This is a genomic window from Silvania sp. (assembly GCF_051656365.1).
Taxonomy (GTDB): Bacteria; Pseudomonadota; Gammaproteobacteria; order Enterobacterales; family Enterobacteriaceae; genus Enterobacter; species Enterobacter hatchlandensis.
This window is the reverse complement of the sequence record NZ_JBOGBT010000092.1, coordinates 13053-39161: the sequence shown is the minus strand read 5'-3', so window position 1 is coordinate 39161 and position 26109 is coordinate 13053. Positions and strand designations below refer to the sequence as shown.

Below are 26109 nucleotides of genomic sequence, written 5' to 3'. Positions count from 1 at the left end.
ATTAGACTCCATTATGTTGAACAGGGGCAGGCGCTGTGCGATCCGCTTTATTCGGGATCAGACGGTCGAGGACCATAATCACCGCAGGGGTGATCAGCGCGATATACATATTGTTAATGCCAAACGGATCGCCCAGCAGATACCAGACCGAGGTCACGACGCAGGCGCCAATCAGACCGGCATTCGCACCGCGGGTGCTCTTGAAGAACGGGGCGTAGAAGGCAATCACCGCCACCACCGTAATCGACAGACGAATGGCGCGGGTGAAGAACGACAGTTTCAGTACCTCTGGCACCAGCAGTACGAAAATCAGCGGCAGGAAGCCAATCAGCAGTGAGATCCAGCGGGTGGCTTTAAACTCCTGCTCCGGGGTCGGGTTGCGGTACGGGACGTAGAAATCTTTCACCACCAGCGAGGCGATGGCCAGCGCCACGGTACTGACGCTCACAAAAATGGAGGCTACAAGTGACGTTGTCACTAAACCGGCCAGCCACGGGTTCATGTCCTGCAGGAAGATCGGCATCGCATACAGGCTGTCGATCTCCGGGTGCAGATACTTCGCTGCCACGCCAATCACCGCAATCGCCAGCGCAATCGGCAGACAGAAGAAGAACGCCACCCAGGTCGAACGTTTGGCTGACTTCACGTCCTTGGTCGAGGAGATAGCCTGAATCACAAACTGGGTACAGAAGATGGAGCCAATTGTGCCGATCAGCCAGGCAACGATGGTGGTGGCACCGATATTGCCATCCCAGGTCCAGTAGTACGACGGCATCTGCTCAATCATCGGAGCAAAGCCGCCGGTTTTCGACAGGGCGAAGCCCATGATCACCAGAATACCGAAGTACTTCAGGGCGCTGTGCAGCAGCGTCACCCAGGCCACCCCTTTCATGCCGCCAAAGGCGAAGTAGAAGGTACTGACAATGGCGGTGATAAACGCCGCCACCGGCAGGTTAACCTTCAGCACGGTAGAGATCGCCGCCGCGCCTGACACATAGTTACCGACGTTCACCAGCAGCAGGGCGTAAATCATGATGATCGAGATGATGTTTTTGGTGCTGGTGCCGTACTTCTCGGCGATCGCCCCAGAGATGGTGATTTTTCCGGTGCTGTAGATGCGTTTCACCAGCAGCAGGCCGAACAGCGGGAAGCCAATGGCTGCGCCGATCACCGACCACGATGCCGCAAAGCCATCTTCGAAAGCGGCCTGGGCGGTGCCGATGGTGGATTTGGCCCCGATGTATTCGGACATCAGCAGGATCCCGACGATAAACGCCGGCATCGCCCGGGAGCCCTCCATAAAGTCGCCGGAGTTTTTACTGCGCAACCGGAAGGTCAGCCAGGTGGTAAACAGGATGTAGACAATCACAATGCCTACGATGATGAGGGTATCTTCAGCGGTAAAGTTGTTCATCTTTGCCTCTCTCAGGGCGTATGAATCCTGGGCGCCTGAGGCACCCGAACTCTTATGGACGAAATCAAGCGCCGTTTACTGCAGTGACTTCGTCACTATCTGGCGGATCTGTTCTGTCTGTTGCACATCGAAAGCCACCGCATAGCGGCTTTCACCCACCTCTTCGCCCATTACCTGGAGCGCCTTTTTCACGGCGGCCGGGGAGAAGGCAATTTTATATAAGTTTGTTCGCAGGTCAGTGACGCTCTCCTGCGCCTGGCGTGAACCCTCGATATCCCCCGCCTGGAAGCGCGTCCAGATGGCATTGATTGCCTCCGGGGCAACGTTGGCCAGCCCTGAAATACAGGCTGAACAGCCCTCGACAAAGCCCCGATGGATCAGCGAGTCCGGGCCGTTCAGCACCTCAAAACCGTCGATACCCTGCGCCGCTTTCAGGAACCCGCTCAGGCTCTCATAGCTGCCCGCGCTGTCTTTGATGCCGACAATGTTCGGGTGCGCGGCCAGCACGCGAGCGGTCTGCGGCTCGATAGTATTGCCGGTGCGCGCCGGGATGTTGTACAGAAAGACTGGCACCGTCAGGGCATCGGCGATGGCGGTGTAGTGGGTGATCAATTCCGACTGGCTCAACGGCACAAACCACGGGGTGATCACCGATACCGCATCGACACCCAGCGTCTCAACCTGTTTACCCAGACGGATAGTGGCCCGGGTGGAGATCTCCCCGATATGCGCCACCACCGGCGCACGTCCGGCAACCTCTTCCACGCAGGTGCGGGTAACGGCCACTTTTTCCTCTTCGTTCAGCACAAAAAACTCGCCGTTGGTGCCGCCGCAAAAAATACCGTTTCCCGCCGCCAGCTGGCGTTGGATCTGGCGCTTCAGGCCCGGCAGATGCAGACCGCCATCCTCAGTAAAGGGGGTGACGATCGCCGTCAGCACGCCTTCAATCTTGTTACGCATGTCTCACTCCTTCGATGTTAAATATCGGGGAACAGGGTCTGGTAAATACCCTGTACCTCGGCATGGCTGACCTGACGCGGGGCATTGTTCATCAGGCGTTTGACGTTCAGCGCCGCGTCGGCAAGAGATGCAATGTCATCCCGCGGTACGCCCAGCGCTTCAAGGTTGTCCGGTAAGTTGAGGCGGCGCACCAGGGCGGCAAAGTACGCCACCAGCGCGTGGGATTTCTCTTCCTCCGACAGGGAGGTATCCGCACCCGGCACCAAATCCCACACCCGGGCAAATTTTTCGACGGCATCCGGGCGCACCACGCGCATGCAGGGGGCCAGCAGAATGGCGTTCGCCACGCCGTGCGGCAGGTGATATTTGCCGCCCAACGGATACGACAAGGCATGCACCAGATGGGTACCCGCGTGGGCAATGGCCACGCCGCCGTAGTAAGAGGCCCACAGCATTTCGAGCTTCGCCGCCAGGTTGTGCGGTTCGGCGCAGGCGGTTTCGATGTTGTTCAGCAGCTTGCGCAGGCCAATCAGCGCTGCGTTATCGCTCACCGGATTCGCCACGGTGGCGGTGTAGCACTCGATCAGATGACAGAGGGCATCGATCCCGGTTGAAGAGGCGATGTGCGGCGGCATGCTGGTGGTCAGCTCCGGCAGCAGCGCGACGTAATCCGGCAGTATTACCGGGGAGATAATGCCGATTTTGGTGCTCTGCTCAGGAATGGCAAGGATTGCATTTGGCGTGGCCTCGGACCCGGTCCCGGCGCTGGCCGGAATTAACAGCGACGCCAGCCGTTCAGTCGGTTTTTCACCCGCCAGCAGGGCGTCTAAACCCGGCGAGGCCGGGTGGCACAGTACGGAGAGCAGCTTCGCCACATCCAGTACACTGCCGCCGCCGACGCCGACCACCAGATCAAAGTCGCTGTCGTGCATCTCTGCCAGCAGGGTACGCACGTCGTGGCTGGTCGGCTCCGGCGGTACGCGGTCAATGATGCTGACGCGGCGGTTGTCGGCTTCCAGCAGGGTGCGGATGGCGCGGGCGGCGTCCAGGCGGGCGATATTGCCGTCGGTGACCAGTAAAAGGCGCGACTTGCCTGCCAGCAGTGGTGCGAGGGCCGGGATAGCCCCCGCGCCGCTGATAATCGTACTGTTAATGGTTAACACATTGCTCTCCTGTTGCTGTGTCTGTGATTGATTTCGCTCAAAACAGGCAATCACAGTCATCGTGTGGCTAAATTTATAATTTATTCGCAAACTGAATAACTTGATCTTGCTCACATATAATCAATCATGATTGAATATAATCATTAACAGGAAATGAGAACCCGGAGTGGGGATGAAAGAGAACAACCTGAACAGAGAAGTGGTGGTGATAGCCGATGACTTTACCGGGGCCAACGATGCGGGCGTCAGCCTGGCGGTACGCGGTAAAAAAGTCAGCGTGGCGTTTCAGACTCCCTTTACCGGCGACACCGATGCCCTGGTTATTAATAGCGACAGTCGGGCGATGGTGGCATCAGAGGCTGCTGAAAAACTGGCGCACTACGCCGCGGATGTTACCGCCGCAACATGGCTGGTGAAGAAAATCGACTCCACCCTGCGCGGCAATCCGGGGGCCGAGGTTGAGGCGCTGCTTACGCTCAGCGGCAAGCGTCAGGCGATTATCGCCCCGGCGTTCCCGGCGGCCGGGCGCACCACTCAGGGCGGCATCTGCCGGGTGTCCGGCGTGCCGGTTACGGAAACCGAATTTGCCAGCGACCCGAAGACCCCGGTGCGCCACGCGCAGGTAGCAAAGGTGCTGGCAGATCAAACCGCGCTGCACAGCGTGGTCATCACCCCCGACAGGCTTGCGGACGCGCTGCAGGGCGACGCCCGACTGCTGATTGTGGATGCCCAGAGTGACGACGATCTGGACCAGATTATTGTGGCGGCCTGTGCCTGCAACGAACGACCGCTGCTGGTGGGTTCAGCAGGGCTCTGCGATGCTCTGGCCCGCCGTCTGGCCCGCCCGCGCCAGCTGCTGGCGGTGATCGGCTCGATGAGTGAAATCGCCCAACAGCAGATCCAGCGTGCAGGCGAGGTGGCAACCGTCAGCAGGGTATTAATAGATATCGATGATGTCTTTCGCAACAACATGGCGGGGTATCTGCAGCAGATCAGCGCGGCGTTAGCGGCAGGCCATCACTGCCTGGTGCACACCTGCGCCGATGTGCAGGCTCGTCATCAGATAGAAATGTTGTGCCAGCAGCGCGGGTTAAGCCGGGCCGCGCTGGGGGAGACCATCAGCGCGTTTTTGGGCACGCTGACGCGCACCGCGCTGGAGGCCAACACCCCGGCAGCGCTGTATGTCTCTGGGGGTGATGTGGCGATGGCGGTGGCCAGCGCGCTCAACGCACAAGGTTTTGCAATACGCGGACAGGTGGCGCAATGCGTGCCGTTCGGTCGTTTTTTGGGTTGTCGCTGGCAGGGGCCAGTCATGACCAAAGCGGGCGGTTTTGGTACAGAGACCACGCTGCTTGAGGTTTTGCATTTTATCGAGGAGAAGATGAGTGACTAATATCATTGCTGTAACGATGGGCGACCCGGCAGGCATTGGCCCGGAGATCATTATCAAATCCCTGACCGAGGGTGAGCTGTCCGGCGCACCGGTGGTGGTGGTCGGTTGCGCGAGAACCCTGCAACGGGTGCTTGAGAAGGGCATCACTGCTCCGGCCGAACTGCGGGTGGTGTCTTGCGTCAGCGAGGCGCAATTTGGCCCGGCGATCGTCAACGTACTCGATGAACCGCTGGTCGAGCCCGAGGCGTTACAGCCGGGCGTGGTGCAGGCGCAGGCCGGGGATCTGGCCTATCGTTGCGTGCGTCGCGCCACCGAGCTGGCCATGGCAGGTGACGTCAAAGCCATTGCCACCGCGCCGCTGAACAAAGAGGCGCTGCATCTGGCGGGGCATCACTATCCGGGGCACACCGAGCTGCTCGCACACCTCACTGACAGCAAAGATTACGCGATGGTGCTGTATACCGATCAGCTGAAGGTTATTCACATCACCACCCATATTGCGCTGCGCAAATTCCTCGACACCCTGAACCAGGATCGGGTCAAAACCGTGATTGGTATTGCGGATACCTTCCTGCGACGCGTCGGGTACAAAAATCCGCGTATCGCGGTGGCCGGGGTCAACCCGCACGCCGGGGAGAACGGTCTGTTTGGTGATGAAGAGATTAAGATTGTTGGCCCGGCGGTACAGGCGATGAAAGCCGAGGGATTGAATGTAACAGGGCCGTGCCCGCCGGATACGGTGTTTATGCAGTGCCACGAAGGGATGTACGATATGGTGGTGGCGATGTATCACGATCAGGGGCATATCCCGTTAAAATTACTTGGTTTTTACGACGGGGTGAACATCACCGCCGGGCTGCCGTTTATCCGCACCTCTGCTGACCACGGCACCGCATTCGACATTGCGTGGACAGGTAAAGCGAAGTCTGAGAGCATGACGGTCTCTATCCAGTTAGCGATGCAAATCACACGGGAATAATATGAAGGGATATAGCCGGTTAGAACAGATCATGGACTACCTGAAAGGGCACAATCTGGTGACGGTAGATCAGCTGGTCGCGGCTACCGATGCCTCCCCGGCGACCATTCGCCGGGATCTGATTAAGCTCGATCAGGAAGGCGTCATCAGCCGCACCCACGGCGGTGTGACCCTGAACCGGTTTATCCCTTCCCAGCCCACCACCAGTGAAAAGATGCAGCGCAGCCTGATGGAAAAACACGACATCGCCTGCGCGGCAGCCCGTTTTGTCAAAGCCGGGGATTCGGTGGTGCTGGATGCGGGAACGACGATGATTGAACTCGCGCGCCAGCTCACCCATCTGCCGCTGCGCGTGATCACCAGCGATCTGCATATCGCCCTGTTTTTGTCCGAGTTTAAGCAAATTGAAGTGACGATTATTGGCGGGCGCATCGACGACTCAAGCCAGTCCTGCATTGGCGACCATGGTCGCCGTCTGCTGCAGAACGTCTGGCCGGATATCGCCTTTGTCAGCTGTAACGGCTGGGATCTGGAACGCGGCATAACATCGCCAACGGAAGAAAAAGCAGCCTTGAAGCGCGATCTGATTGCCAACGCCCGACGCCGCGTACTGCTGGCCGACAGCTCAAAATACGGCGCCTGGTCGCTGTTTAACGTGGCCCATCTCAACACCCTGACCGATATTGTCACCGACCGCCGTCTGGACGAAAGTGTCCAGCAGACCTTAAGCCAGCTCGACGCCAGCCTGACGCTGGCCCCGTAACGACTCAGGGCAGCAGGGCGATATTATTTCTGATCACCTCTGCCGACTGGCGGAATTTTTGCTGTTCATCCTCCGCCAGTTTTAGCTCAATAATCTGCTGGACCCCGCCCTGGGCCAGCACCGCAGGCACCCCGATCGCAATCCCATCAACCCCGTACTCTCCCTCCAGAATGCAGGAGATCGCCAGCGCCCGGTGGCTGCCGGTGAAGATATTGCGGCAGATCTCGGCGATGGTCCCGGCGATCCCGTATTCCGTGCAGCCTTTGCGGGCGTAAATTTCGAAGCCCTGCTTGCGCACGCTCTCGGCGAGGGCGTCAACATCCAGCGTTTTTCCGGTATGGCGTTGATACACGTCGGCAATGGGTGAACCGTACACCGCCGAATGGGACCACACCGGGAACTGGGTATCGCCGTGCTCGCCAAGAATAAAGGCGTCGATGCTCTGGGCACCGATATCCAGCGCCTGCGCGAGGGTACGCCGCAGGCGGGTGGTATCGAGCCAGACGCCAGTACCAATAACCTGGCTGCGCGGCAGGCCGGAGAGCTGCCACACCTGCCAGGTGATGATGTCGCAGGGGTTGGTGGCGATCAGGAAAATGCCGTTAAACCCGCCTGCCATCATCTGCGGCACAATGTTTTTGACGATTTTTGCCGTGGAGGCCAGCTCATCCAGCCGGGTCTGGCCGGGTTTGAGCGCGCCGCCGGAGACGGTGATCACTGCGATATCCACATCCGCGCAGTCGCTCGCTTCGCGGGTGGTGATGGTCATCATACCGGGCATATAGGCTGCGGCATCCGACAGATCCCGGGCGTGGCCTTCGCTGCGCGCCTGGTTAATATCCACCAGCAGCAGCTCCTCGCAGATATTCTGGTTCAGCAGGGCATAGGCGGCTGAAGCGCCGACGTTTCCGGCACCGATAATCATCACTTTGCGGGCTTTGGTGTTCATTGTTTTTCCTGAGGTTTTAACCGTATCTGCGCCAAACTTACGCCGCAGGAGAAGGCGGCGCAATGGCTGGCGGCAGCTATAAGTTAAAAATATGCCTGTCGGTGAATCGGCTGGCGCTATGGTGGAGAAAAACGACGAAGGAGCTTGCCATGTATTCCATTTCCTCTGTATCGCCCGCGCATCCGGATATCGTTGCCCTGATTGCAGCACTCGACAGCTACCAGAGCGCTCTCTACCCGGCCGAAAGTAATCATCTGCTGGATTTCACCCAACTGCCTGCCCAAACGCTCATCATGATGGTGATCCGCGACAGGCAGCTCAACGCCGTGGGCTGCGGGGCGGTGGTCCTGAATAGTGATGGCAGCGGCGAGATGAAGCGGGTCTATATCGATCCGGCGCACCGCGGTCAGCAGTTAGGCGAAAAACTATTGGCAGCGCTGGAGGACGAAGCCCTGAGCCGCAGCTGCCATACCCTGAGGCTGGAAACCGGGATCGAGCAGCATGCGGCGGTGCGGCTGTATGAGCGCTGCGGGTATCAGCTGCGCGCGGCGTTTGCCCCCTACGTGGAAGATCCTCTCAGCCTGTTTATGGAGAAACTGCTGGTGGCTGATCTTCGTTTAGCAGGGCTATAAACGCCTCCAGCTGCCGGGTCATCGCTCCGCGACGCCACACCAGCCAGGTGGTGAGCCAGCGCCAGTTTTCGGCCAGCGGCCAGGCCTCCACCTGATGATGACCGGGCATGCTTTCCAGCATTGAGCGCGGCATCAGCGCAATCCCGGCCCCCGCAATCACGCAGGCCAGCATCCCGTGATAGGACTCCATCTCGTGGATGCGCCCCGGCGTGGCGCGATCCGCATGAAACCAGCTTTCGAAATGGCGGCGATAGGAGCAGTTGGCGCGAAAGGCATAAATATCACGCCCGCTGACCTCGGTCGGCCGCTGCACCGGCGGGTGACCAGCGGCAGCGACCAGCATCATCTCTTCCCGATACACCGGCATCCCTTCCAGCTCCGGATGGGTTAACGGCCCGTCGACAAAGGCCGCGCTCAGTGTTCCCTCCAGCACGCCGTCGATCATCGTCCCGGACGGCCCGGTAGAGAGGGCAAACTGAATGCGCGGGTAGCGCTGATTAAACGCCGCCAGCGAGGCCGGAATGCGCACCGCCGCGGTGCTTTCCAGCGCGCCCAGAGCAAACAACCCCTGCGGCTCATCGCCTGCGACCACCATCCGTGCTTCATCCACCAGGGCCAGAATTTGCCGGCTGTAGCGCAAAAAATTATGCCCCGCCGGAGAGAGGCGCAGTCGCTGATTCTCGCGGATGAACAGTTCCACGCCGAGATCGGCCTCCAGCTGTTTGATGCGGGTGGTCAGGTTGGATGGTACGCGATGCACCTTCTGCGCGGCCTGGGTGATGCTGCCGGTCTGGGCGACAGCGTTAAACATCTCCAGCTGGGTCAGATCCATATCATTCTCGTTTCGTGAATAAGGTGGTTATTATTATTCATTTTTAAGAAATAGCAGAGTAGGCCACACTGAATCAACTGTTATTACACGGAGCACATTATGACTATTTCCTCTGCGACTCATGCCTTGTCTGTTAATCCGGCGACGGGCGAAACCCTGACCGCATGGCCGTGGGCCACTGAAAACGACGTTGATCGGGCGCTGGCGCAGGCCGACGCCGGTTTTCGCCAGTGGCGCACCCAGCCGGTAGAGGCTCGCGCGCAAAAGCTTCGCGATCTGGGCGCTGCACTGCGCAACCGTGGTGAAGAGATGGCGCAGACCATCACCCGCGAGATGGGCAAGCCCATTGCCCAGGCGCGTGGTGAGGTGGCGAAATCGGCCAGCCTGTGCGACTGGTATGCCGTTCATGGCCCATTAATGCTACAGACCGAGGCGACCCAGGTGGCGGACGCGGTGATTGCGTATCGTCCGCTTGGCCCGGTGTTGGCGGTGATGCCGTGGAACTTCCCGCTGTGGCAGGTGCTGCGCGGCGCTGTGCCGATCGTTCTGGCCGGTAACAGCTATCTGCTGAAGCACGCCCCGAACGTGCTGGGTGCAGCCGCGCTGATTGAGCAGATTTTTGCCGAGGCCGGTTTCCCGCAGGGAGTGTTTGGTCAGCTGAACGCCACCAATGACGGGGTCAGCCAGATGATTGCCGATCCGCGCATTGCGGCAGTGACCGTCACCGGCAGCCTGCGTGCCGGGGCGGCGATTGGGGCCCAGGCGGGGGCGGCGCTGAAAAAATGCGTTCTCGAGCTGGGCGGCTCCGATCCCTTTATCGTGCTGAACGATGCCGATCTGGATCTGGCGGTGAAAGCGGCCGTGACCGGACGCTATCAAAACACCGGGCAGGTCTGCGCGGCGGCGAAGCGCTTTATCGTCGAAGCGGGAATTGCCGAGGAATTCAGCCGTCGCTTTGTGGCCGCGACCGCTGCCCTGAAAATGGGTGCGCCTGACAATGAAGAAAACAACCTTGGGCCGATGGCGCGCTACGATCTGCGTGACGAGCTGCATCAGCAGGTACAAGCCACCCTTGCCGAAGGTGCAACCCTGCTGTTGGGCGGCGAGAAGGTAGCCGGGGCAGGGAACTACTATCCGGCCACGGTATTGAGTAACGTGACGCCTGCGATGACCGCGTTTCGCCAGGAGCTGTTTGGCCCAGTGGCGGCGATTACCCTTGCCACTGATGCCGATCATGCGCTGGCGCTGGCTAACGACAGCGATTTTGGCTTGTCGGCTACCGTCTTTACCGCCTGCGACGCCACGGCTGAGCATTTTGCACGAAATCTGGAGTGCGGCGGGGTGTTTATCAACGGCTACAGCGCCAGCGATGCCCGCGTGGCGTTTGGCGGGGTGAAGAAAAGCGGCTTTGGCCGGGAGCTATCCCACTTTGGCCTGCGTGAGTTCTGCAATGTGCAGACGGTGTGGAAAGATCGGATCTGATTGGGTGCTCGCATTTCTGCCGTGCGGCGCAGCGCCGCACGGCAATTCCCGGGCACTGTCATCTCCCTGAAATAGTTCTGTCATTTTCACTGCGTAGACTCGCTCGCGTCTAAGGCTTTGTTAATGAAAACAATTATGAACCTAACGCAAATTATTCGGCGTCTTGCTCCCCGGCAGTTTGGTTTGCTGGTGGGGATTTTCTGCATCATCGGGCTTTTTTCGGCTCTGCAAATTTCCTCTTCGGTCCTGCTTTCCGTCTCGCTGAGTGATGCTCAGCGCAATGAACAACGTAATCAGCTAACCCATCTGCAGCAGGCAAAGGTCGATCAGGCGCGGATTTCGCTGCTGGCGGCGAGCGACCTGCTGAACCGGGCGGGAGTCTATTTTATGCAGGATAAAGAGACCGGTTCGGACGGGAGCTGGCATAGTCTGATGGATGAAGCCCAGCAGGCATTGCGTGATTCGCAGCAGGCCTGGCAGGCGTGGCTGGCGATGAAGCCAATCCAGGACGAGGCGCTGGTCAATAGCTACCAGTTGTTCTTCGGGGCCATCCAGGAGCAGGCCGACGGGCTGGTGAAGAGCCAGTCCATCGACGCCTTTTTTGCGGTGCCTGCTCAGGCTTTTCAGGCGGATTTTAACGACAACTATGCCCGCCATCAGCAGGCCAGCGAACAACGCGCGGCGCAGGGACGGCAGCTTCTGACCGCCAGCTTGTCGAACCTGCAGTCGCTGTTCCTGCTGGCGCCAGTGCTGCTGCTGGCGATCGCCATTGCAGTGTGGTTTGGCATGTCGCGCTGGGTGATCGTTCCTCTGCGTCGGTTGATTGCCCATATCAACCTGCTGGCGGCGGGGGATTTATCGGCGCCGCCGCCGACGGTGAAGCGCTTTAACCGCGAGATGGCTCAGCTCGGCGACAGCGTTGATACCCTGCAGGCGGGGCTGGCACAGCTGGTGATGCAGGTCAGTGAGGCCACCACCTCGATGGTGACCAATATCGGTTCGCTGGCGCAGGGCAATCAGGATCTGTATCACCAGTCCGCCCGCCAGGCGCAGGAGCTTAAAGCGGTCACCGCACACATCGCGGCGCTGGAGACCCATGTGGAGGGCAATACCGGCTATGCAAAACTGGCGAGCTCCCGGGCGGATGAGGCGCGGGTCATGGCGGCAGGGGGCGACCGGATGATGGAGACGGTCAACGCCTCGATGGCGGCTATTGTTGAGCGTTCTGCAGAGATGCAGGGCATTGTGGCGATTATCGATAACGTGGCGTTTCAAACCAACATCCTGGCGCTGAATGCGGCGATAGAAGCTGCGCATGCGGGCAACCAGGGACGCGGCTTTGCGGTAGTGGCGAAGGAGGTCGGCCTGCTGGCGCGCAAGAGCAGCCATTCGACGCAAACCATTCAGCAGCTGATAAACCATTCGTTGCAGGGCGTCGAGGATGGCTCGAAAGCGGTGACCCGGCTGGAGGATAACCTCCAGCAGGTGATCGCGCTGGTGGGCAATCTGTGCAGTTTACTGAACGATATCTCCATCGCCACCCTCAGCCAGGGCGAGAGTATTCACCAGATGACCTGCCAGCTGCAGGCCCTGAATCAGGTCGCCCGCCAGACGGATACGCTGGTCAATACTGCGTCAGAGGCCTCTCAGCGGCTGCATAACCAATCCGGTCTGCTGTTACGGGCGGTGGCGCGTTTCCAGCTCCCGACCTGACGTCATCCATTCGCCTCTGTTATACTCGCAGGCCGTTTTTGGCCGGTGAGCAAGGAGCAATGTATGGCTGCGAACATCAACAACCACATGCTGGAATCAATCCTGGAGCAGGTGCGCCCGCTACTGGGGCAGGGAAAGGTGGCCGATTACATCCCGGCGCTGGCCTCGGTCGACGGCAATAAACTCGGTATTGCTATCTGTACGGTGGATGGACAGCGCTTTCAGGCCGGGGATGCCACCGAGCGTTTTTCCATTCAGTCAATCTCCAAGGTACTGAGCCTGGTGGCCGCCATGCGGCAGTATGATGAAGACGAAATCTGGCAGCGGGTGGGTAAAGATCCCTCCGGCCAGCCGTTTAACTCCCTGCTGCAGCTGGAGATCGAGCAGGGCAAGCCGCGCAACCCGTTTATCAACGCCGGGGCGCTGGTGGTGTGCGATATGCTGCAAAGCCGCCTCAGCGCGCCTCGTCAGCGGATGCTGGAAATTGTTCGTCAGCTGTGTGGCGTCGCGGATATTGCCTACGATGCCACCGTCGCCCGGTCTGAGTTTGAACACTCAGCGCGCAATGCGGCCATCGCCTGGCTGATGAAATCCTTCGGCAATTTTCATAACGATGTCTCCACGGTTCTGCAAAACTACTTTCACTACTGTGCCCTCAGGATGAACTGCGTTGAACTGGCGTCGACGTTCCTGTTTTTGGCCGATCAGGGCAGAGCCCCGCATCTGTCAACGGCGGTGGTGACACCGCTGCAGGCCCGCCAGATTAATGCCCTGATGGCCACCAGCGGGATGTATCAGAACGCGGGTGAGTTCGCCTGGCGGGTAGGGCTGCCGGCGAAATCGGGGGTGGGCGGCGGGATCGTCGCCATTGTGCCGCACGAGATGGCGATTGCCGTCTGGAGCCCGGAGCTGGACGCCACCGGCAATTCGCTGGCGGGGATCGCGGTGCTGGAACAACTTTCCCAACGGCTGGGACGCTCGGTGTATTAATAAATAATGACAATGCAACCCCCTTATTCAGGTAGTCCGTTTGGGCTATTGCGTTGTCCGGTCTATGGTATATAGGGATGTAAGCGCTTAACCTTTCTCCCGCCGGTTGTTAATTAATCGCTTTAAACTTGTATGGATTGATATTGCATGTCTCCTTCTCAGGCCAGGACGTTCACGCTTTTCAGCGAGCACAACCCATTGCGCAATGTGGTTGGGATCGTTGTGCTGACTACGCTGTTCTATTTCATCGGCGCGGAGTTACGCCTGGTCGAGGAGCTCTCTCTGTTCTGGCCGCTGAACGGGGTGATGGCGGGGGTGTTTGCGCGCTACGCGTACCTTAACCGCCTGCACTACTATGCGATTTCCTATATTGCGATGCTGGTGTATGACGCGATCACCACCAACTGGGGTGCCGTCTCGCTGGTGATTAACCTCTCTAATATGGTCTTTATCATCACCGTTGCCCTGCTGGTGACGCGTGACAATCGCCTTAAAAAAGAGACCCCGGATCCGGTCAATGCCCTGCGACTGTTCAACTACTGCCTGCTGGCGGCGCTGCTGTGCGCCCTGGTTGGCGCGCTGGGTTCGGTGGGCATCAACCGTCAGACCTTCTGGCCGCTGTTTGCCGACTGGTTTAGCGAGCAGTTCTCGACCGGCGTGCTGATCGTGCCGTGTCTGCTGACCATCAACTATCCCCGCTTTGAACGCAGCCTGCGCATTGAGCACCTGATGCCGGTGGTGGCGCTGATGGTCTCGGTGGCGGCATCGGTGGTGATTGGCGGCGCCGGTGCGCTGGCGTTCCCGTTACCGGCGCTGATCTGGTGTGCGGTGCGCTATTCGCTGCCCGCGACCTGCCTGCTGACCTTTGTGACCGGGGCGCTGGAGATCACCCTGGTCGCCAATTCGATTATTGATATTGCGGCGACAACGGCCCTGACCACGCCAATGATGTTCTCTGCGCGTCTGGGGATCGCCACCATGGCGATCTGTCCGGTGATGGTCTCGGTCAGCGTGGCGGCGATCAACTCGCTAATTCGCCAGGTTTCCCTGCGCGCCGACTTCGATTTTCTGACCCACGTGTACTCCCGTTCCGGGCTGTATGAAGCGCTGAAGCGCGAAGAGGGCCTGCGTAAGAATCGTCACCTGACGGTGATGCTGCTGGACATCGACTATTTCAAGAGCATCAACGACAACTACGGTCACGAGTGCGGAGATAACATGCTGGCTGCTTTTGCGCAAAAAGTGCAGGAGACGGTTGGTGCCGACGGGCTGGTGGCGCGCATGGGTGGAGAGGAGTTTGCAGTCGTGGTCAACAGCGTCTCAACCCAGCAGGGCTATGCCCTGGCGGAGCGTATTCGCACCTCAGTTGAACAATATCCGTTCAACTGGCGCGGTAAGACGCTGTTTTTGACCGTCAGTATCGGTCTGGGCAGTGGGCAATACGGCACGTCGACCTTAATTGACGTTTTTAATCGGCTGATGACCGAAGCAGACGATTATCTTTATCGTTCGAAAAAAGCAGGTCGAAATCGCACCAGTGCGCAAATTACAGAGGTTCCCACTAAAGCGCGCGCGTCCTCCCCGACAGAACAACTGTAATCGTTTGCATCGCTGGTAGAATGCACTCTGGGATATATTCACAAATCTAATAAATGGCTTGATACGCATTTTCAACGTCAATAATATAATAGTCTGAATGTATCGGAATAATCGTGTGATGAACGGAACTGACAGACTCAGTAAAGCCCCTCGCGTACCAGGTAGTCGGTTTGTCAAACGCATGTATCTGATGCGGATCCTCGGAACATTCCTCTGCTTTTTACCTATTCTTTCTGTGCTGCTTGAGCAGCAACGTTCAGCGTGGCTTATTGGTCTGCTGGGCCTGAACGCCTTTGTCTGGCCCACCGTGGCCCTGCTGCGGTCGCGTCGCTCTGCCACTCCCTTGACCACTGAGCATCAGAATCTGGTGCTGGATGCCGGTGCGGGTGGGTTCTGGATCGCCATGATGGCGGCCAATCCACTGCCTTCCATCACCATTGCCACCATCCTGCTGGCCGACCGACTGGCGGCCGGGGGGTATCCGTTGATGAAAAAAGCGGCCGCCGTGATGCTGGTTGTCTTTCTGGCGAGCTGGCTGACGCAGGGGATGGCGCTGGTGCCGTGGGTCTCCCAACGCACCCTGTACGCCACGCTGCCGCTGATCGGTATCTATACGGTGGCGCTGAGCGTGCTGACAAACAGTATTGCCATGCGGCTGCGCTTTAAGTCGCGCGAGCTGGAGCGCATTGCGATGATGGATCCGCTGCTGGATATCGCCAACCGACGGCTACTGGAGAAGCGCATTGATAATGAACTGCACAACCTGCGCCAGAGCCATCGTGAATCGGCGCTGATGTTCATTGATATCGACAATTTCAAAGAGGTTAACGACCGTTTCGGCCATAAGGTCGGGGATATGCTCTTGGTGACAGTGTCACAAATCTTGCATATCGCCACCCGCCAGACGGATACCCCGGCGCGGTTAGGCGGGGATGAATTTGTGATATTGCTGCCTGATACCTCGCTTGAAGAGGCGCGAGTGGTGGCCACCCGGATTATGGATGCCGCCGCGGTGATTGAGGATGTGGCCGAAGAAGCCGTGCAATGTACGATGAGTATCGGCATTGCCAGTGCCACCCGGGAGATGGACGATGTTACCGACTGGTTACAGGCTGCGGATAATGCTCTTTATCAGGCAAAACGCGAAGGGAAAAACCGCATATTTGCCCACTAACTGACGTCAGTATGCACTAAACTTTTAAAAAAAAAGTCGGCCCTGGAGTTTGTATGAAATCACCCTCACTGCCCACTAACGAAACAGTGCGTCTCGCTGCGTTGCGCGAATCCGGTCTTCTGGAGGCGAATAAGCACGTAACTTACGATCGCCTGACCCGACTGGCAAAGCGCCTGTTTAACGTCCCGGTGGCGATGGTCAACCTGATTGATGACCATGTGGTGGTGGTGAAATCGGCCGATGGGGTGAGCGCCGACAACCTGCCGCGAAACCTCTCATTTTGCGCCCATACGCTGCTGGCCAATGCGCCGCTGGTGGTGGCAGACTCCTTAGACGACACCCGCTTTGCGGATAACCCGCTGGTCACGGATATCTACCCGGTGCGTTTTTATGCGGGCTATCCGCTGCATCTGCCCGACGGCACGGCGGTGGGCACGTTGTGCATTATCGATCATCTGCCGCGTCAGTTTTCTTCTGATGACCTTGCCGCGCTGGCCGACCTGGCCGCGCTGGCAGAGGTTGAGTTCGCGGCTACCTGTACCACCATAACCGATGAGCTGACCGGCTTGTATAACCGACGCGGCTTTCATCATCTGGCGACCTACGGCATCAACGCGGCCCGTCGCCGTGCTGAACCCCTGACCCTGGCCTGGCTGGATCTTGACCGCTTTAAACAGATTAACGCGCGTTATGGTCGCGCGGATGGTGATACCGCGCTGAAGGCGGTTGCTGGCCTGCTGCGATCCACCTTCCGCGAAGCCGATGTACTGGCGCGCTACGGCGGGGACGAGTTTGCAATCCTGTTCGCCAATAGCGACGAGAAAGGGGCGTGGATCGCCATGCAATTTCTGACCGAGCAGGCTGCAGTCTGGAATGAGCATTCCGAATACCCGTGGTCTCTCTCGTTTGCCTGGGGCGTCAGCGAGTTTAATCATGAACGCGACGATCTGAACAGCTGGCTGAAAAAGGCCGATGAGATGATGTACTCCATGAAGCAGCAGCGGGGTACGGGCGTTATCAGCGAAGAGTGAGATAAGAAAAAGCTCTGTCAGAGGCTGTTGCGTTAAAAATGCGTTACGTGCATGGTGATGTTATTGATTAAAAGGATAAAAAATGACGTCATCACCCTCCATCCAGATTTTCTCGCGTGAGGCCATTCTCGCGCATCTCCCGCAATTAGCCGAGATCCTGCACAGCTGTGTGCTGGGTGGCGCATCGGTGAGCTTTATGCTGCCGTACAGCCTTGAGCAAGCTTGCGATTTTTGGCGCGGCGTCGCAGAAAGCGTCGGGCGCGAAGAGCGTTCCGTGCTGGTGTGCCTTGATGCCGGGGGGCAACTCGTCGGCACCGTCCAGCTGATCACCGACCAGCCCGCCAACCAACCCCACCGGGCCGACGTCGCCAAGTTACTGGTTCACCAAAATGCCCGCCGCTGCGGGGCCGCCGGACGGCTGATGCAGGCGCTGGAAACGGTCGCTCGCGAGCAGGGCAAAAGCGTGCTGGTGCTGGACACTGCCACCGGCAGCGGCGCTGAGACCTTCTACCATCGGGCTGGCTGGCAAAAAGTGGGTGAGATCCCGCGCTACGCCCTGATGCCAGACGGTGAGATGACCGCAACCTCAGTGTTCTACAAATTTCTCTAAAATGATTCACAATTGCGGTTGGGTTTGATCAAAACAGGGTTTTGTGGTCGTAAAGTTTGATAAGTTATCGTACCAATCTTATCAGGCTGTATGACTAATCATTACAAGGACCCCATTGTGAACACACTGAACCGTCGTGATTTCCCCGGTGCTCTCTATCCTGAACGTATCATCCAGTTTGGTGAGGGCAACTTCCTGCGTGCATTCATCGACTGGCAGATCGACCTGCTAAACGAACATACCGACCTGAATGCCGGTATCGCGATTGTGCGCCCGATCAAAAGCGATTTCCCGCCTTCACTCAGCACTCAGGACGGCCTCTATACCACCATCATTCGCGGCCTGAACGAGCAGGGCGAAGCGGTGAGCGATGCGCGTTTGATCCGTTCGGTAAACCGCGAAATCAGCGTTTACGACCAGTACGATGAATTCCTGAAGCTGGCGCACAACCCGGAGATGCGTTTTGTCTTCTCGAACACCACCGAGGCGGGCATCAGTTACCACGCCGGGGATACGTTTGAGGATGCGCCAGCGGTAAGCTATCCGGCCAAACTGACCCGTCTGCTGTTCGAGCGCTTCACCCATTTCAACGGCGCAGCCGATAAAGGTTGGGTGATCGTGCCGTGCGAGTTAATCGACTACAACGGCGACGCTCTGCGCGAACTGGTCCTGCGTTATGCCCGGGAGTGGGCGCTGCCGGCGGCCTTTATCCAGTGGTTGAACGAGGCTAACAGCTTCTGCTCGACGCTGGTCGACCGCATTGTGACCGGGTATCCGCGTGATGAAGTGGCCGAACTCGAAGCCTCGCTTGGCTATCACGATGCATTCCTCGATACTGCCGAACACTTCTATCTGTTTGTGATCCAGGGGCCAAAATCGCTGGCGGCCGAGCTGCGTCTCGACAAGCTGTCGCTCAACGTACTGATTGTTGATGACATCAAACCGTACAAAGAGCGCAAAGTCGCGATCCTCAACGGCGCGCATACCGCGCTGGTGCCGGTGGCCTTCCAGGCCGGGCTGGATACCGTGGGCGAAGCGATGAACGACGAAGAGGTGTGCGCGTTTGTCGAAAAAGCCATTCATCAGGAAATCATCCCGGTGCTCGACCTGCCGCGCGATGAGCTGGCATCGTTTGCCAGCGCAGTAACCGGTCGTTTCCGCAACCCGTACATCAAGCACCAGCTGCTGTCGATTGCGCTTAACGGCATGACCAAATACCGCACCCGCATTCTGCCGCAACTTCTGGCAGGGCAGCAGGCAACCGGACAGCTTCCGGCGCGCCTGACATTTGCTCTGGCGGCACTGATTGCCTTCTATCGTGCTGAGCGTAACGGCGAAAGCTACCCGGTGCAGGACGACGCGCACTGGCTGACGCGCTTCCAGCAGCTGTGGACCCAACATCATGACCAGCAAATCACCACCCGCGAGCTGGTGACGGCGGTGCTGAGCGTCAGTGAACACTGGGAGCAGGACCTGACCCAGGTCAGTGGACTGGTTGAACAGGTGGCGCAGGATCTGGATGCTATCGTGCAGAAAGGGATGCGTGAAGCGGTTAAACCACTGTGCTAAGCCTTTGATGTCCGCCTCTCTCGTAAGGGGAGAGGCGGATAACTGCGTAGCCGGGCGACTGCCCGGTTTTTTACACAGGTAGTTAGTTACAACATACTTTGTTCTTCTCCTTCAAACCCGCTGCTGCAACACCCTGCGATCTGTATCTGTCTGGCAATAATGCCATAACTTTTTAACATACTTGCAACCGTGACGACGATCACGTTTAATAGTCACCGCTCTTTTTTCCCGATGAAGCTGACTATGATTGTTCGTCCTCAACAGCACTGGCTGCGTCTGATTTTTGTCTGGCACGGTTCTGTGTTGTCCAAAATTTTTTCCCGGCTGTTTCTTAACTTTTTGCTCTCCATTGCCGTGATCATCATGCTGCCCTGGTATACCTCGCTGGGCATTCGGCTGACGGTCGCGCCGTTCAGTATTCTTGGGGTCGCCATCGCGATCTTCCTTGGTTTTCGCAATAACGCCTGTTACTCACGCTATGTCGAAGCCCGGCAGCTGTGGGGGCAGTTGATGATTGCCTCCCGATCTCTGTTCCGGGAAGTGAAAAATACCCTGCCAGACGATCCCGCTCTCGGCGAATTTGTCCGTTTGCAAATCGCGTTCGCCCATTGTCTGCGCATGACCCTGCGCCGACAGCCGCAGGCCGACCAGCTTGCGGCGTATCTCTCGGCGGAGCACCTGCGCGTGGCAATGGATTCCAGCTCGCCCGCCAACCGCATCCTGCTTATCATGGGCGAATGGTTGGCGGTAAGACGTCGGGAAGGTCAGCTGTCGGATATTCTGTTCCACAGCCTGAATATTCGTCTGAATGATATGTCGATTGTGCTGGCCGGGTGCGAGCGGATTGCTAACACCCCGGTGCCGTTTGCCTACACGCTGATCCTGCATCGCACCGTCTATCTGTTCTGCATTATGCTGCCGTTTGCGCTGGTCAGCGATTTGCATTACATGACACCGTTCGTGTCGGTGCTGATCTCCTACACCTTTATCTCGCTGGATACGCTGGCAGAAGAGCTGGAAGAGCCGTTCGGTACCGAAAACAATGACCTGCCGCTGGATGCCATCTGCAATGCCATGGAAATCGACCTGCTGCAGATGAATGATGAGTCGGTGATCCCGACGCGCAAGCTGCCGGACAAGTATTATCAGTTGACGTAACGCACGCAAATGCTGCCGGAACGGCATTCTGTTGCGGATGATGCTGCCCACTAGTGGGACAGAATTGATTGATAATCCTCCTGTTTATTGCTAAATGTCGACATCAACATTGCGCAATGAGGAGAACGTCGATGCACCTGAGAAAAGCACAACCGCATGAAGCAGAAGCGTTATGGCATCTGCGTAACCAGGCGATCCGTCACGGCTGTCACACGTGCTATGCCCCGGAGGTGATCGCGCGCTGGACGCCGGACGTGATGCCGGAAAAGGCCCGGGAGATGATTGCCGGAAATCCTTTTTTTGTGATCGAAGACGAAGGGATACTGGCGGCAAGTGGTTTTCTCGACCTGCAGAACGCCAGCGTGGAGGCGGTGTTTACCCTGCCCGCATTTGGCGGCAAAGGGCTGGCGACGCAAATAATCCACGCCATCAAGCAGGAGGCCCGCGCTCGCGGCATGACGCGCCTGACGCTCTCCGCCACGCCCAATGCAGAAACGTTCTATCTCCGGCAGGGTTTTGTGTCGCTGGGAGAAAGCCTGTACCCGTCGCCGCTGGCCGGTGCCGATCTGCAATGTGTTGATATGGAAATCGCGCTCTGAGCGTCAGGGTTCATGTCGGGCTACGATAAACAGTCTTGGAAAGGCCAGCAGGATCTGCCCATTTTCCTGCAGGGGATACTGCTCCTGCAGCAGCTGATGGTAGCGGTGCAGATACTGCTTCTGTTCGCTTTCATTCAGATCCTGCAGCCAGGGACGTAAACCGGTGGCGCTGACCCAGTCGATAATCGCCTGATGCGAACTCATCGGGTGATAGTAGGTGGTGCGCCAGATATCCACGTCGCAGCCGGCTTCGGTCAGGATGTCGTAATAAGCATGCACCCCAGGAAGCAAGGGGCGCGTGCGATCCGGGTAATCCTGTTCAAACGCCACCTCACGCATCAGCACATGGGTGGGCTCCAGTGCATTATCGGGCATCTGGATCGCCAGCACGCCATTTATCTTGAGCCGGGATACCAGCTGCGGCAGTAGCTCATAATGATCGTCGATCCACTGCAGCGAGGCGTTGGCATAGATAACGCTCAGGGCATGTTCCGGCCGGAACTGGCGAATATCCGCCTCGATAAACCGGCAGCCCGGCAGCGCGGCTCTAGCCTCTGCCAGCATCGCGGGGGAACGATCCACCCCGGTGATCCGTGCTGATGGCCAGCGCTGCTGCAACAAGGCGGTGCTGTTGCCCGGCCCACAGCCGAGATCAACCACATCCGTCACGTCATTCAGCGCAATGCGCGAGAGTAACTCCACGGCGGGACGGGTGCGCTCAGCACCGTATTGCAGATACAGCGAAGGGTTCCAGTCGGACATGCGTGCCACTCCTGTTTGTGCCTTTTCTGCAAGTGTAGATGATTTCCTCGTAGGCTTGACGACTGACATTGTTCCAAAATATCAGCCGACTCAGCTAAATGCGAAGCCGTAAGCCGGGACCTGAACTACGCTTGAGCAGAAGAACCCTTGTGGAAGGAGTGCATGATGATCCCAAAACTGCGTATCCTGTCTCTCACCTGTCTGGTCCTCGCCGAATGCGCCTCCACCGACGGTACCTCGCCCGAGGAGCAGAAATATCGCAAAGTCGAGGCTGCCGCCAGCCAGTGCGCGGAAGAGGTGAAAAACCAGACTATTGAACTGACCGCTGAAGGACAGTCCGCCAATACCCGTTGGACGACCGTTGAGTACGTCGTGCCGGAGCAGCACACCCGAACGGTGGAGTATCGGACCTCAAGCGCGGTAGACAATGGCCAGCCGGGCAGCGCATGGCAAGCCTGTATGAAGAATAAACATGCACTCGTCCCTGAACTTAAATTGTGATGCGCTCGGGGGTACCCGACAGCCATGCCAGCCAGTCCGGGCAGGATAATTTGTGATGCCAGGGCATCACAATTTCACTCAACAGCGCCAGAAACGACGCCGTACCCATCTCCGTCGCCGGGCAGTTTCGCTCGCCACCCCAGTCATCAAACAGATCCCAGTAACAGGATCTCAGTTGACTGACGCAGGCGTCTACAAACGGAACCGGGGATGAGTATGCGTGCAGGGCCAGCGTCTCCATGCGGCGTTCGGCTGCGGGACTGTCGGTGCATTGCAGAAAATCGCCAAGGGTGATCCTGAGCCACACCAGGGCGGCCATTCGCGTATCGGGCCAGGCTTGCTGCTGTTCGGCTAGATAGCGCTCCAGCCAGTGGGTCACTTCATGGCACTCGGGATTGGCCTGCAGGCCCAGCGAGGCGAGGATCAGTAGCGGCTCAGAGTCATCACCGGCCATCACGCGGTGTTCCGCCCAGCAGACAATCTGTCGGGATGTTTCGTCGCGCGGAATCAGCGCGTCCTGAAGGAAAACGTGCATGCACAGCAGTTCATGAAGCGTGTAGGGGGGGGTAGTGCGAACGGTCATATTCGGTCCTCCATGGTTGCCGTAATTCCAGCCTGGGGATCGAAGATACCGGAGCCAGTAGGCTCCGGTAAAGGGATCAGAACTCGATACGGGCACCGAAGTTGTAGCGGCGGCCTTCCAGCATCGACGACTGGTTATAGGAAGTGGTGTAGATCGGGTTAGCATCGAACAGGTTGTATACGCCGCCCATCAGGGTGGTGTTCTTGTTCAGATGATAACGCGCACCCACGTCAACCAGTGCATAGGCATCGGTTTCGCTGGATTTGCCGATGTCCGGAGAGGTGCTGCGCCAGCTGGATTTGGTCCACAGCTCCAGGTCGTTCATCGCGTTCCAGGTCAGAGAAACGTTCGCCATGCTGGTCGGGAAGTCGGTCAGGGCATCGCCTTTATACGGACCGCTCTTCTGTTCGCTGTGGGTGTAGGTGTAGTTGGCATTAGCCTTCAGGGAAGGAGTCACCTGCCAGTCACCGTTCAGCTCCAGACCGTAGATTTCCGCATCGCTGACGTTGTAGTACTGGGAGACGGTGTCAGCAACATAGCCGTTGTACGTACACTGTTGGGTATCTGTGGCAGTACAGATGGTGTGATCGCTGATTTTGTCTTTGAATTTGGTGTAGAAGACCGTGGCATCCAGCGCCAGCGCGTCCTGCTGCCAGTACACGCCCACCTCGGTGTTGACGCTTTGCTCCGGTTTGAGGTCGTCATTACCGATGCCGATTTCGGAATACGGATAGGCGCCATACACGCTGGTAAAGCCTGCGTTGTTCTGACGCAAGTCCGGTTTTTTATACCCGGCTGAGACGCCGCCTTTCAGCGCCCAGCTTTCATCGATTGTCCAGTTGCCGTAGAGCTTCGGCGTGACGTGGTAACCAAAGTAGCTGTCGTGATCCAGACGCGCGGAGGTGGTCAGGGTGAAGTCAGGCACAATCATCCACGCATCTTCGGCAAATACCGCCCAGCCGTTACGCGAGATTTCACTGACCGGCGTTACACCCGGCGCTTCTTTGTCCTTGATACCGAATTCATCATCCAGTTCGTTACGCGTAAAGTTCACGCCCAGCGTCAGCTTATGATCGCCGAGGGTGAAGGTGTTTGCGCTGTTGGCTTCGTAGTTCTTCTGGGTAATAAACTGCGAGTCCATCCCGGGTACGCGATATTCAGTTTTGGCTTTTTCGTAGCTGATGAAGTTTTTCACTTCCAGCACATCGCCATACCAGGCGTGCTGCGACAGTGACGCTGCATCACGATCGAAGCCCCAGTACCACTGCTTATCGTTGTGCGTTTTCTCCTGATTGCCCTTCGAGGCATTCAGATCCCAGAGCTGGGTATCGGTCGGGGACATGGAGATGGTCGCGTCCAGGTTGCCGGACTGATGCTTAACAAAACGTTCGTCTTTCTCGCTGTCATCATCACGGCGATCCAGATAGTCGGCAGCCACGCTCACCCCGAGCTTGCCCGGAATAATCGGGCCCATCAGGAAGGCATTGGTCTGGTTGGTGTTACCGAATTCGCTTTTTTCCTGCAGGAAGTAGTTATCTTCCAGTACCCCGGTCCATTTCTCCAGGTTATAGGCTTTTTTGGTGATGACGTTAACCACGCCCCCGATGGAGTCCGAGCCGTACAGCGAGGACATCGGCCCGCGGATCACTTCGACGCGTTCAATCGCGGCCATGGGCGGCATAAAGGCCGCTTCGGTGCCGATATGGTGTCCGTATGGGCGAGATTCACGGGTCGCCTGCTTGATACCGTTGACCATATAAGAGGTATAAGACGAGTCCATACCGCGCATCTGCACATCACCGGATGCCAGGCTGCCGTGACCGTTGCCGACCAGCACGCCGGGTATTTCGCGCAGCGCTTCGGTCACGTTCTGATTGGAACGAGTATTGAGCTCCTTTTCGCTGACCACGGAGATGGTCGCGGGCGCTTCGCGGCGTTCCTGGCTAAAACCGGTGGCGGTCACCACCAGTTCATCTTCGTTGACCGGTGCGGTATCGGCAGCAAAAACGGCCGCAGGGAGGTTAGCCAGGGCGAGCGAAATCGCCACGGCCATGCGTGTCTGAGTTATCACAAAAAAATCCCTTAAAGTTTGGTTAAATCAATCTTGAGAACGTAGTCAGCCTTGTTGTCTTTTTCGTCCTGCTTGACGCTGGCATAAAGCGTGCGGGCATCAGCGGAGAGCGCCAGGCTGTTTGGCATTGCAGCGGTTTTGATGGTGTGCTTCAGGGTATTGCTGTTCGCGTCGATCACGCTTATCTGACGATCGTTGCGGTGCGTGACATACACCTCTTCACGCGCGGCGTTATACAGCACCGCCACGGAATTCGGGCTCGGGATGCGCTGAAGGAGTTTGCCGGAGTCCAGCTGCACCACCAGCACATCGCGGGTGTTGGTGTCAGCGATATAGCCCACGCCTTTGGCGGTGTTCAGGGCAATATTCAGGAAGTAATGCTTCGGCTCGGCAGGGTCAACCTTCACGCGCGCCAGCAATTTTGCGTTTTTGCCATCAAGGGTGATCAGCTCGCCATTCCCGTTGACGACGTAGACTTTATCGCCCGCGGTATCGACCGCAAAGCCAACCGGTTCGAGCTTTTCGAGGGTTTCAGCAAGCTGCTGCTTCTGGGTATCAACCACCCACAGCAGGCCTTTATCCTTGCGGCCAATCCCGGACACATACAGACGCTGATGTTTTTTATCCAGCACCACTTCGCGGACGTGGGCTTTTTTATTCGGATCCGAATCGTCACTCAGCTGAATGGTTTTGATCTCTTTGTTGGTGCGGGTATCGAGCAGGGTAACGGAGCCTTCCAGCGCATTGCCCAGATAGAGAATATGGTTTGCTTCATCCAGCGCGACGGCAAACGTGCGGCGCTGAGTGGCGATTTTCTTATCAATCTGCAGCGAATCAGCCCCCAGCAGGAAGACTAATCCGGCCGTTTTGTCTTTATCAAAAGAGGGCGCAGAGGCGGCATACAGTGATTTCTGGGCGTTATCATAGGCCAGCTCATACACGTTATGCCCCAGCGGCTGGGAGTGGAAATCCGTCTCGGAGAAGTCTTTAGCCAGCACGGTGCCAGCGTGGAAGGCCAGCGAAATGGCCAGCGCACAGAGGGTTTTATTTTTTAACGTAGAGGTCATAAGTATAATTTTCTTTACAGTTGCTTACGTAAAGAAAATGATAATGATAAGTAGTTTCATTTGCAAATGATTGCAACTCTCATTTACCTACCAATTTTTAGAGTAGACCCGTTGC

At 57.8% G+C, this 26109-nt stretch carries 24 protein-coding genes; 15 read left to right on the top strand and 9 right to left on the bottom strand.

Annotated features, from left to right (window positions below; all coding sequences use genetic code 11):
• Position 1: 1 nt before the first annotated feature.
• From ACRDD5_RS17425 to ACRDD5_RS17415, 3 genes are all read right to left on the bottom strand, one after another.
• Positions 2-1414 (bottom strand): sodium:solute symporter family protein, encoded by a 1413-nt coding sequence (locus ACRDD5_RS17425; protein ID WP_271281141.1) that lies wholly within the window; start codon positions 1412-1414, stop codon positions 2-4.
• Positions 1415-1489: 75 nt separating this feature from the next.
• Entirely contained in the window at positions 1490-2374 is an 885-nt protein-coding gene (locus ACRDD5_RS17420; protein WP_438677491.1) for a dihydrodipicolinate synthase family protein, read from the bottom strand.
• A 17-nt stretch (positions 2375-2391) separates the two neighbouring features.
• Complete coding sequence (locus ACRDD5_RS17415; protein ID WP_438677490.1) at positions 2392-3537, bottom strand: iron-containing alcohol dehydrogenase; 1146 nt, start codon at positions 3535-3537, stop codon at positions 2392-2394.
• A gap of 172 nt (positions 3538-3709) precedes the next feature.
• Between ACRDD5_RS17415 and dtnK the strand changes: the two genes are divergently transcribed.
• Genes dtnK through ACRDD5_RS17400 form a run of 3 tightly spaced genes read left to right on the top strand, consistent with a single transcriptional unit; the run spans position 3710 to position 6672 of the window.
• A complete protein-coding gene (gene dtnK, locus ACRDD5_RS17410) occupies positions 3710-4930 on the top strand; it encodes a D-threonate kinase (protein WP_438677489.1) in 1221 nt (406 codons plus the stop codon).
• Entirely contained in the window at positions 4923-5909 is a 987-nt protein-coding gene (locus ACRDD5_RS17405) for a D-threonate 4-phosphate dehydrogenase (RefSeq protein WP_438677488.1), read from the top strand. The genes dtnK and ACRDD5_RS17405 overlap by 8 nt, the downstream gene beginning before the upstream one ends.
• Position 5910: 1 nt before the next feature.
• On the top strand, positions 5911-6672 hold the full coding sequence (locus tag ACRDD5_RS17400) for a DeoR/GlpR family DNA-binding transcription regulator (RefSeq protein ID WP_271281136.1): 762 nt from the start codon (positions 5911-5913) through the stop codon (positions 6670-6672).
• 4 nt (positions 6673-6676) lie between these two features.
• Here the strand turns inward: ACRDD5_RS17400 and ACRDD5_RS17395 are convergent, their stop codons facing one another.
• The gene (locus tag ACRDD5_RS17395) at positions 6677-7621 is read right to left on the bottom strand and encodes an L-lactate dehydrogenase (protein ID WP_438677487.1); all 945 of its coding nucleotides are present in this window, start codon (positions 7619-7621) and stop codon (positions 6677-6679) included.
• A gap of 149 nt (positions 7622-7770) precedes the next feature.
• Here ACRDD5_RS17395 and ACRDD5_RS17390 point away from each other — a divergent pair, with 149 nt between their 5' ends.
• A complete protein-coding gene (locus ACRDD5_RS17390; RefSeq protein ID WP_438677486.1) occupies positions 7771-8253 on the top strand; it encodes a GNAT family N-acetyltransferase in 483 nt (160 codons plus the stop codon).
• Here ACRDD5_RS17390 and ptrR read toward each other — a convergent pair.
• Positions 8207-9085 carry a putrescine utilization regulator PtrR gene (ptrR, locus tag ACRDD5_RS17385; RefSeq protein ID WP_271281133.1) on the bottom strand — a complete coding sequence of 293 codons (879 nt, stop codon included), beginning with the start codon at positions 9083-9085 and terminating at the stop codon, positions 8207-8209. The genes ACRDD5_RS17390 and ptrR overlap by 47 nt on opposite strands.
• A gap of 99 nt (positions 9086-9184) precedes the next feature.
• Here ptrR and sad point away from each other — a divergent pair, with 99 nt between their 5' ends.
• From sad to ACRDD5_RS17335, 10 genes are all read left to right on the top strand, one after another.
• Positions 9185-10567: a succinate-semialdehyde dehydrogenase gene (sad, locus tag ACRDD5_RS17380; protein ID WP_438677485.1), complete on the top strand. Its 1383-nt coding sequence runs from the start codon at positions 9185-9187 to the stop codon at positions 10565-10567.
• A gap of 135 nt (positions 10568-10702) precedes the next feature.
• Entirely contained in the window at positions 10703-12280 is a 1578-nt protein-coding gene (locus ACRDD5_RS17375; protein ID WP_438677484.1) for a methyl-accepting chemotaxis protein, read from the top strand.
• 63 nt (positions 12281-12343) lie between these two features.
• Positions 12344-13270 carry a glutaminase B gene (gene glsB / locus ACRDD5_RS17370; protein WP_271281131.1) on the top strand — a complete coding sequence of 309 codons (927 nt, stop codon included), beginning with the start codon at positions 12344-12346 and terminating at the stop codon, positions 13268-13270.
• A 147-nt stretch (positions 13271-13417) separates the two neighbouring features.
• Entirely contained in the window at positions 13418-14869 is a 1452-nt protein-coding gene (locus tag ACRDD5_RS17365) for a diguanylate cyclase domain-containing protein (RefSeq protein WP_438677483.1), read from the top strand.
• A gap of 181 nt (positions 14870-15050) precedes the next feature.
• A complete protein-coding gene (locus tag ACRDD5_RS17360; RefSeq protein WP_438677518.1) occupies positions 15051-16043 on the top strand; it encodes a diguanylate cyclase in 993 nt (330 codons plus the stop codon).
• Between the two features lie 53 nt (positions 16044-16096).
• Positions 16097-17074 (top strand): sensor domain-containing diguanylate cyclase, encoded by a 978-nt coding sequence (locus tag ACRDD5_RS17355; protein WP_271281129.1) that lies wholly within the window; start codon positions 16097-16099, stop codon positions 17072-17074.
• An 82-nt stretch (positions 17075-17156) separates the two neighbouring features.
• A complete protein-coding gene (locus ACRDD5_RS17350) occupies positions 17157-17684 on the top strand; it encodes a GNAT family N-acetyltransferase (protein ID WP_271281128.1) in 528 nt (175 codons plus the stop codon).
• A 117-nt stretch (positions 17685-17801) separates the two neighbouring features.
• Positions 17802-19253 (top strand): tagaturonate reductase, encoded by a 1452-nt coding sequence (locus tag ACRDD5_RS17345; RefSeq protein WP_438677482.1) that lies wholly within the window; start codon positions 17802-17804, stop codon positions 19251-19253.
• A 243-nt stretch (positions 19254-19496) separates the two neighbouring features.
• Positions 19497-20411, top strand: coding sequence for a bestrophin family protein (locus ACRDD5_RS17340; protein ID WP_271281126.1), 915 nt, complete (start codon positions 19497-19499; stop codon positions 20409-20411).
• Positions 20412-20542: 131 nt separating this feature from the next.
• On the top strand, positions 20543-21010 hold the full coding sequence (locus tag ACRDD5_RS17335) for a GNAT family N-acetyltransferase (RefSeq protein WP_438677481.1): 468 nt from the start codon (positions 20543-20545) through the stop codon (positions 21008-21010).
• Positions 21011-21013: 3 nt separating this feature from the next.
• Here the strand turns inward: ACRDD5_RS17335 and tam are convergent, their stop codons facing one another.
• Positions 21014-21772, bottom strand: coding sequence for a trans-aconitate 2-methyltransferase (gene tam / locus ACRDD5_RS17330; RefSeq protein ID WP_271281124.1), 759 nt, complete (start codon positions 21770-21772; stop codon positions 21014-21016).
• A gap of 162 nt (positions 21773-21934) precedes the next feature.
• Between tam and ACRDD5_RS17325 the strand changes: the two genes are divergently transcribed.
• Positions 21935-22273, top strand: a complete 339-nt coding sequence (locus tag ACRDD5_RS17325) for a hypothetical protein (protein WP_438677480.1) — start codon at positions 21935-21937, stop codon at positions 22271-22273.
• On the opposite strand, the gene ACRDD5_RS17320 is transcribed toward ACRDD5_RS17325, so the two are convergent.
• The 3 genes from ACRDD5_RS17320 to ACRDD5_RS17310 all read right to left on the bottom strand — a co-directional run bounded on the left by ACRDD5_RS17320 (position 22263) and on the right by ACRDD5_RS17310 (position 25994).
• On the bottom strand, positions 22263-22856 hold the full coding sequence (locus ACRDD5_RS17320; RefSeq protein ID WP_438677479.1) for a hypothetical protein: 594 nt from the start codon (positions 22854-22856) through the stop codon (positions 22263-22265). The genes ACRDD5_RS17325 and ACRDD5_RS17320 overlap by 11 nt on opposite strands.
• A gap of 76 nt (positions 22857-22932) precedes the next feature.
• Positions 22933-24927: a TonB-dependent receptor domain-containing protein gene (locus ACRDD5_RS17315; protein ID WP_271281119.1), complete on the bottom strand. Its 1995-nt coding sequence runs from the start codon at positions 24925-24927 to the stop codon at positions 22933-22935.
• Positions 24928-24938: 11 nt separating this feature from the next.
• Positions 24939-25994 carry a YncE family protein gene (locus ACRDD5_RS17310; protein ID WP_438677478.1) on the bottom strand — a complete coding sequence of 352 codons (1056 nt, stop codon included), beginning with the start codon at positions 25992-25994 and terminating at the stop codon, positions 24939-24941.
• Between the last annotated feature and the right edge of the window lie 115 nt (positions 25995-26109).